Genomic DNA, 274 nt, shown 5'->3' on the forward strand with positions numbered 1-274 from the left:
GTCGCAGGCGGCGTCGCTACTTGCGGTCATCGTCGTCTGCGTCGTCGTCCTCGTCGGGCTTCTTGGCGTCCGGCATGTTGAACGCCTCCTCCATGTCGAGGAGGGCGATCTCTTCTTCCAGTTTGCGGATCCGGTCCTCCGCGAGGCGCTGCTCGAACGACGGATCGTCGTCGGGGGCGAGCGATGCGGCCCCCGCGGACATCTGATCGGGCTTGGCGCGGCCGATCGTCCACCACAGCACGCCGCCGATCACCGGGATGACCGTGATGAGGAC

General features: G+C 67.2%; 1 pseudogene. It reads right to left on the minus strand.

Annotation, left to right across the window (positions count from 1 at the left end):
• Nucleotides 1–16: 16 nt before the first annotated feature.
• Nucleotides 17–274: pseudogene (locus SB754_RS20200) on the minus strand (hypothetical protein); the annotation flags it as partial.

The organism is Leifsonia sp. SIMBA_070 (assembly GCF_046534635.1).
GTDB lineage: Bacteria > Actinomycetota > Actinomycetes > Actinomycetales > Microbacteriaceae > Leifsonia.